General features: G+C 60.5%; 9 protein-coding genes. 2 read left to right on the plus strand and 7 right to left on the minus strand.

Going from position 1 to position 6,272, the window contains the following annotated elements; translation table 11 throughout:
• The 7 genes from soxB to VL202_RS22660 form a co-directional block, all read right to left on the minus strand.
• A partial coding sequence (gene soxB / locus VL202_RS22630; RefSeq protein WP_325466313.1) for a thiosulfohydrolase SoxB occupies window positions 1-1,695 on the minus strand: 1,695 nt, incomplete at its 3' end.
• A 69-nt stretch (window positions 1,696-1,764) separates the two neighbouring features.
• Window positions 1,765-2,619, minus strand: coding sequence for a sulfur oxidation c-type cytochrome SoxA (gene soxA / locus VL202_RS22635; protein ID WP_325466314.1), 855 nt, complete (start codon window positions 2,617-2,619; stop codon window positions 1,765-1,767).
• 91 nt (window positions 2,620-2,710) lie between these two features.
• Complete coding sequence (gene soxZ, locus VL202_RS22640; protein WP_325466315.1) at window positions 2,711-3,040, minus strand: thiosulfate oxidation carrier complex protein SoxZ; 330 nt, start codon at window positions 3,038-3,040, stop codon at window positions 2,711-2,713.
• A gap of 28 nt (window positions 3,041-3,068) precedes the next feature.
• Window positions 3,069-3,518, minus strand: a complete 450-nt coding sequence (gene soxY / locus VL202_RS22645) for a thiosulfate oxidation carrier protein SoxY (RefSeq protein WP_056340453.1) — start codon at window positions 3,516-3,518, stop codon at window positions 3,069-3,071.
• Between the two features lie 23 nt (window positions 3,519-3,541).
• Window positions 3,542-4,006, minus strand: coding sequence for a sulfur oxidation c-type cytochrome SoxX (soxX, locus tag VL202_RS22650; RefSeq protein ID WP_325466316.1), 465 nt, complete (start codon window positions 4,004-4,006; stop codon window positions 3,542-3,544).
• A 131-nt stretch (window positions 4,007-4,137) separates the two neighbouring features.
• Entirely contained in the window at window positions 4,138-4,728 is a 591-nt protein-coding gene (locus VL202_RS22655; protein ID WP_056340447.1) for a thioredoxin family protein, read from the minus strand.
• A gap of 9 nt (window positions 4,729-4,737) precedes the next feature.
• The gene (locus VL202_RS22660; RefSeq protein WP_325466317.1) at window positions 4,738-5,472 is read right to left on the minus strand and encodes a cytochrome c biogenesis protein CcdA; all 735 of its coding nucleotides are present in this window, start codon (window positions 5,470-5,472) and stop codon (window positions 4,738-4,740) included.
• A 103-nt stretch (window positions 5,473-5,575) separates the two neighbouring features.
• Here VL202_RS22660 and VL202_RS22665 point away from each other — a divergent pair, with 103 nt between their 5' ends.
• Window positions 5,576-5,923 (plus strand): transcriptional regulator, encoded by a 348-nt coding sequence (locus tag VL202_RS22665; protein WP_325466318.1) that lies wholly within the window; start codon window positions 5,576-5,578, stop codon window positions 5,921-5,923.
• A gap of 66 nt (window positions 5,924-5,989) precedes the next feature.
• Window positions 5,990-6,272 (plus strand): metalloregulator ArsR/SmtB family transcription factor (locus tag VL202_RS22670; protein WP_325466319.1); only part of this gene is annotated, 283 nt, incomplete at its 3' end.

The following is a 6,272-nucleotide window of genomic DNA, read 5'->3' on the forward strand; positions in this document are numbered from 1 at the left end:
TTTGCGTTCCGCGACCTTTACCGAGCGGTTTTCCTCAACCGTGACCACGGGATTTCGCGAGAGATAGTCTTCGACGACCTCCCAGATCGGCGGTCCCTCGGTCGCCTCGTTGATCGAGGCCCAGCCCGCCACCGCATATTCTTTGGATGCGTCGATCGCTTCGCCGGTCTTCAGCAGCGTCATCTGCGAAATGCGCGAGCCGATGGCCGCATCGGGATCGATGGCATAGCCCATGCCGCCGACGCGCACCATGTCGCCGCCCTGCTGATAATAGGGGTCCTTGTTGAAGAGGTTGTCGGCGACGTCTTCAAGCACATCCTTCAGCACCTGCCCTGTCATCATGTTGCGATAGGCGCTCGGATAGGTCATCGAGCAGGCATTGTGCACGTCTTCAACGGTAATCTTCTGCCCGGGCAGGACGGAGGTGCCCCAGCGGAAGCCCGGCGAAAGCGCGATGTCCGCTTCGCGGACGTCCATCAGCGCCTGGCAGATGAGATCGTCGAAGGTACCATTGAAGTTTCCGCGGCGATAGAGAAGGCTTTCGCAGGTTGCGAGTTCGCGTGATAGCTCCGCCTGATAGGGTGCGCGGATATCGGCCACAAGCTTGGCCATGTCCGGGTCCGGCGTGATGACATCGGAAAAGACGGGGATCAGCCGGTGGCGATAGCCCTTGAGGGCGCCGTCACGCACGTCGAGATCGAGCCGGCTCACGAACTTGCCGTGCGATCCCGAGGCGATCACCAGCGTCTTGCCGACGATGACCGGCTCGGGGATGGCGTCGTGGGTGTGGCCGGTCAGGATGATATCGATACCCGACACGCGTTCGGCCAGTGCCCGATCGACGTCGAAACCGTTATGCGAAAGCAGGACGATGATATCGGCCCCGTCGGCCCGCGCGGCTTCCACATTCTTGACGATCTGCTCCTCGCGAATGCCGAAGGACCAGTTGGGGAACATCCAGCGGGGATTGGCGATCGGGGTATAGGGGAAGGCTTGGCCGATGACGGCGATCTTCGCGCCGCCCTTCTCGAAAATCTTGTAGGCCTCGAAGGCGGGCTCGTCCCACTCGGCGTCGAAGATGTTTCCGCCGAGAAAGGGGAACGGCAGGCTCTCGATGATTTCGTTGACGCGGTCGGTGCCGTAGGTGAATTCCCAATGGCCGGTCATCGCGTCGGGCGAAAGCGCGTTCATCGCATCGACCATGTCCTGACCCTTGGTCTGGTAGGAGGTATAGCTGCCCTGCCAGGTATCGCCGCCATCCAGAAGCAGAACATCCTCGCCGCGTTCGGCGCGCACGCGCTTGACGATCGTGGCGATCCGGTCGAGCCCGCCCATCTTTCCGTAGGTGCCGGCAAGGGCCGTGAAATCCTCGGATGTCATGGCATAGGCGTCAGGTGTGCCGGGCTTGATATTGTAGAGCTTCAGGAAGTCGGCGCCGCTGACATGCGGGGGCAGGCCAGCCACCGCCCCGACACCGAGATTGACCGAGGGTTCGCGAAAATAGACAGGCACAAGCTGGGCATGGATATCGGTGATGTGGAGGATCGTCACATTACCCAGCGTATCGAAATCGAGAAGATCGTCTTCCGAAAGCGCCTGCTGTGCCGCCACCCGCGACCACTGGCCTGCAAGCCCGGAGCCAAGGACCGCGGAGAGAGCCGCACCGGCCATGAGCATTTCGCGTCGTGAGAGCATAGCATATCCCTTACCGGGAGGCCGGCGCCCGTCCTCCCTTCATTATTGCAGCAAATGCGTTGGACGCGGCTACTGCCGCACCGACGGCGTTTCGACGGAAAGGCCGGTGCCGCGCCATGTGACATAGACCTCCAGCGCCATGAGCTCATCCGAGAAGGCTTTCGGCACCTCGGCGCGCGTATCGCGGATGCAGCCGCGGAAGCGATTGTGCAGTGAGACCATGCCGCCGGTGTTGAAACGGTAGGTCGGGAAACCATTGGCCTGGCCCTGGCTCAAATGGTCGGCACGGATGAACTTGCCCAGGCTCTTTTCATGACAGGAGGCACAGGAGAAATCCAGCTGGCCGGTCCGCGTATAGTAGAGCTCCTTGCCCTTGTCCCACCAGGACTGCATTTCGCCCTGCGCGAGGTCGATCTGCAAGGGCATGCCGAGCGACTGGTGCTTGATATAGGTCGTCAACGCCTTCTGGTCTTCGTCGTCGAACTTGTAGGGCTCGGCGCCCATGTTTTCCGTGCGACAGTCGTTGATCTTCAGCTCGATGTTGAAGGGTTTTTTAGCCTTGGCATCCCATTTCGGAAAATGCGCGCCGACCCCCTTCATCGTTTCGGATGCGTCGTTGTGACAGGAGGCACAGGACTTGCCCATCGAGCCGTCAACCGTGTTCCAGATTTCCTCGCCCCGCTCGACGGACAGCATACCCGGATTTGCGAAGGAGTCGGCCTGCGTCGCGCGCGTTTCCGCTTCGCGGAACAGCCAGCCGGAAAGCAGCTCATCGAACGGATGGCCTTCGGGCGCCTTGGCGCGCGTCACGATCTCCGTGCCGTCGATGATCAGCTTTTCATCGACCGGATCGGCATAGGCGCTGACCGCGGCGGCGGAGATTACCGACACACAAGCCAAAAGCACGACGGACAATTTCTTCATGGTTACCCCTCCCAAGATAACGGCGCCGACGGGCCTGCCTCGCCAGACTGGAATGCCGCCCGCGCCGCCAGAACGACGCAGGCGCTGTTGATCAGCTCACGGTGATCTTCTGCTCGTCGGTGTAGACGGAGCCGTCATCGTCCGTCCAGGTGAAGGTGAAAGCTCCGCTCTCTGTTAGCTTGGCGCTGAATTCGAAATACGGGTTTGCCGAAATGGCGGGGTCGATGTCACACGAGAACACCGGCGCTCCATTGAAATCGCAGGCGAACTTGTTGATGATCTTGCGCGGGATGAGGTTTCCCTCCTTGTCCTTGCGCTGACCGGATTCCATTTCGTGGCTGATCAGGGTCTTGATCGTCACCAGTTCGCCGACCTTCGCCTCTTTCGGCACCTTGATGCGCGGCTTCGGTTTTGCTGCCATGGATATTCTCCCTCAGATATGATTGCCGTCAGCCGCCGCAGCCGCCGATTGTTACCTTGACTTCCTTCTTGTCCATGAACACCGAGCCGTCGGCCATCTTCGCGATGGCGATGACGTTCTGCGTCTTGGCCAGCCGCATGCGGGTCGTCGCCGCTGCGGTGCCGCTCAAGGCGGTGAAATGGAAGGTCGCCACGTCGGGATTGGGATTGCCCTCGGCAAGGATCAGTACCGACTGAACCATGTCGCCGTCGGTCATCGCGCTCTCGACCGCGACCGAGATCGGAACGGTGTTGCCGTTCTCGGCGATTTCCGGCGCGGTGAGGGTGATCTTGCCGGTCGCCGGCATCTTGCCGCCCGCGAAGTCCATGATCATCTTCTCGGTCGCCGGCGCATCGGCGAAGGCAAACCGAGTGCCCGTCGCGGAAACCAGTGCGATACCGGCCGTAAGCCCGAGCACCTGTCGCCTGTTCATCTTCATGAATCGTCTCCTATGGTGAAAGTCTAGTTGGTCTCTTTGAGGGTCTGGAGATAGGCAACGACATCCTCGACCTGCTGCGCGGTCAGGATCGTCTTGCCGACCAGGTCCTCACGAACCCTGACCCCCACATCGAGACTGTAGAAGGCCGGCATGACCGTCTCCTTCGTAAACACGTGCTTGGCATTGACGACGATCGCCCGAAGCTCCGTGGCCGACCAACGGTCCGCAACGCCATCGAGCGCCGGGCCGACATCACCATGGAACTGTTCCTTGGCGAGCGGCGTGACGGCATGGCAGGCAAGACAGTTGCCGAGACTGCGGCTGGCCAAAATCTTTGCGCCCTCTTCGGGATTGCCCGCAACGCCGGTCAGCGACTGTTCGACCGTCATATCCTGAAACTTGACGTCGGCAGGAGCGATCTCGGCGCCAATCGCGGTTTGGCTGCCGAAGAGCGCGGTCACCGCGAGACAGATCCAGACTTGTTTCATGCCATGAGTCCTCCCAAACTCCCCGGACCGGGATACCGGTCCGCTCCTCCGATTTGAACGATAGCGCCACGCCGGAAATCCATCAATAGAAAAATATAAATTTTTGCATATGTCAGCAAAAGGACGGTCCCTCATTCGCCCTGTCCAAGCCGACCCTCGTCACGAAGCTGCTGGATGATCCGGGCGTGATAGATCTGGAAGTGCTCTTCGCCCTCATAGCCTTTTTCCTTCACCCAGCGGAACATGTTGAGGAAGGTCCATTTGCCGAAAGCGCCCGGCATGGTGGCGACGGCGGCCTTGGCGACCGACACGCCTTCCGGCGCGTCCTCGGGCAAAAAGACGATGGTCGGCGTGAAGACGTAGCCCCATTTGCGGGCGGCGCTCTTTTCCGTCAGGGTCTCGCCATCGAGATCGGTCACCTCTTCATCGCCGAACATATTGTACTGGACGAGCATGAAATTGGTCTCGATATAGTCGCGCACCTCCGGGTCGGCGAGGATTTTCTCGTGCATCTCGCGGCAATAGATGCAGCCGCGCTGTTCGAAGGTGATCGCCAGCCGCTTGCCCTGCGCCTTCGCGTCGGCGATGTCTTCGGCAATGTCGCGGAAGGTGATGGTGAACCAGTCCTCCTTGTGAAGGCCATCCTCGCCGATTTCGGCGGATGCCGCGGGCCATACGGCGCCCGCCAGGAAAAGACATGTCACGAACACGAATTTCAACATCGCGGGCTCCTATCCGATTGTCTGGAAAATTGGGAAAGTCTCGAGCAGCCAGTATGAGATCGTCGCCATCTGGCCGGTAATGAACAGCAGTCCGGTAACGACCAGAAAGAGACCGAGCACGATTTCGACCTTGCGCATATGCCGGCGGAAACGTGTGGCCCAGCCGAGGAACCGGCTGGCAAAGACCGCCGAGGCGATAAACGGAATGCCGATGCCGAGCGAATAGGCGGCCAGCAACAGGCTGCCCCGCGCCGCTGATCCTTCCCCTCCCGCAACGAACAGGATCGCCGCCAGGACCGGCCCGACGCAGGGCGTCCAGCCGAAGGCGAAGGCAAGCCCCATCAGATAGGCGCCCGCCAATCCGGCTGGCTTGTCGGTAACCTGCACCCGCGCCTCGCGATAAAGCAGTCCGATCTGGAAAACCTTCAGGAAATGCAGGCCCATGATGATAATGACCACGCCGGCGGCCACCGACAGGATGTCGAAATATTGCGCGATGGTCTTGCCGACGAGGCTTGCCGTCGCGCCAAGCGCCACGAATACGGTGGAAAAGCCCGCGACGAACAGGATCGCGGCGAGGATGATTCTCCGCCGGTCGGCCGCCTGGGGCTCTGTGTCACGCAAGCGGTCGAAGCTGACGCCAGCGAGCCAGGCGAGATAAGGCGGCACAATCGGAAGCACGCAGGGCGATACGAAGGACAGGAGCCCCGCCAGAAACGCACCGCCTACGCTGACATCAAGCATTCGATCCCTCCCAAGGACAGGCGCAACGCGCACCATGCATTGCCATATGTATTCAGAAAATGCTATATATTGCAATCGATGAACGTGTCGTGGTGTCGATCCTTTGCGTATCCTTGCCTTCCTTCTGTTTCTGGGCGCCGCTGCAACCGCAGGACCGGTTGCGGCAGCCGAATTGCTGATGCTGGAAAAGCCGGGTTGCAGCTGGTGCGCGCGTTTCGATGCGGAAATCGCGCCGGCCTGGCCGAAGACGCCGGAAGGCAGGCGCGCGCCGCTTCGCCGCGTCGACATCACCGAAACCTGGCCGGCCGATCTTACCGATGTGCAGAAGGAAAGATTCACCCCCACTTTCGTCCTGATGAATGACGGTGTCGAGGTAGGGCGCCTGCGGGGTTATGTCGGAGATGAATTCTTCTGGTTTGCGATTGGTGAATTGCTTGCGAAGCTCCCTTGAGAATGGACACGCCATGGCTCTTTCTGCCAATGTGCCTCTTCCGGAAGACTTAGAAGGAAATAGCGAATGAGCCTTCCACAGTTGAACGCATTGCAGACGCCCGAAGAGCGGGAAAAGCTCTTTGCCCAGGCGCGCAAGGCGAGCGAACTGCTCAAGGCATTGTCACATGAGGATCGCCTGCTGATTCTTTGCCTCCTGACGGAAGGCGAAAAGTCGGTCTCGGAACTGGAAGACACGATGGGCATGCCGCAGGCGGCGGTTTCCCAGCAACTGGCGCGACTGCGGTTCGACCGGCTCGTGACCACCCGCCGGGACGGCCGGGTCATCTATTATTCCCTTGCAAGCAAAG

This window comes from Pararhizobium sp. (assembly GCF_035497515.1).
Classification (GTDB): domain Bacteria; phylum Pseudomonadota; class Alphaproteobacteria; order Rhizobiales; family Rhizobiaceae; genus Pararhizobium.